We start from the raw sequence: 350 nt of genomic DNA on the forward strand, positions 1-350 counted from the left end.
CTTGACGACCATAGAGCGTTGGAACCACCTGATCCCATCCCGAACTCAGTAGTGAAACGACGCATCGCCGATGGTAGTGTGGAGTTTCTCCATGTGAGAGTAGGTCATCGTCAAGCTCCTATCCCAAAGCCCCGGTCAGCTTCGCTGTCCGGGGCTTTGCCTATTAGTGTAAGCACGCAGTTTGTGCTTGCTGCTGACGAGAGCTTAGGCTCCCCGAAGCCAGGCGATTGAGTAGAAAAGAAATTTTCGAAAAATAAAGCTTGACGGAAAGAGAGGTTAGCGTAGAATGCGCGCCTCGGTTGAGATGAAAGCCTCAGCCAAACGCTCTTTAACAAGTTGAATCAAGCAAT

The 350-nt window shown here is 50.3% G+C and carries 1 rRNA gene; it reads left to right on the forward strand.

Annotated elements, in window-relative coordinates:
• Positions 1 to 116, forward strand: a 5S ribosomal RNA gene (gene rrf, locus IB273_RS31310).
• The last annotated feature ends 234 nt before the right edge of the window (positions 117 to 350 follow it).

The sequence above is a fragment of the Pseudomonas sp. PDM19 genome (assembly GCF_014852215.1).
Taxonomy (GTDB): domain Bacteria; phylum Pseudomonadota; class Gammaproteobacteria; order Pseudomonadales; family Pseudomonadaceae; genus Pseudomonas.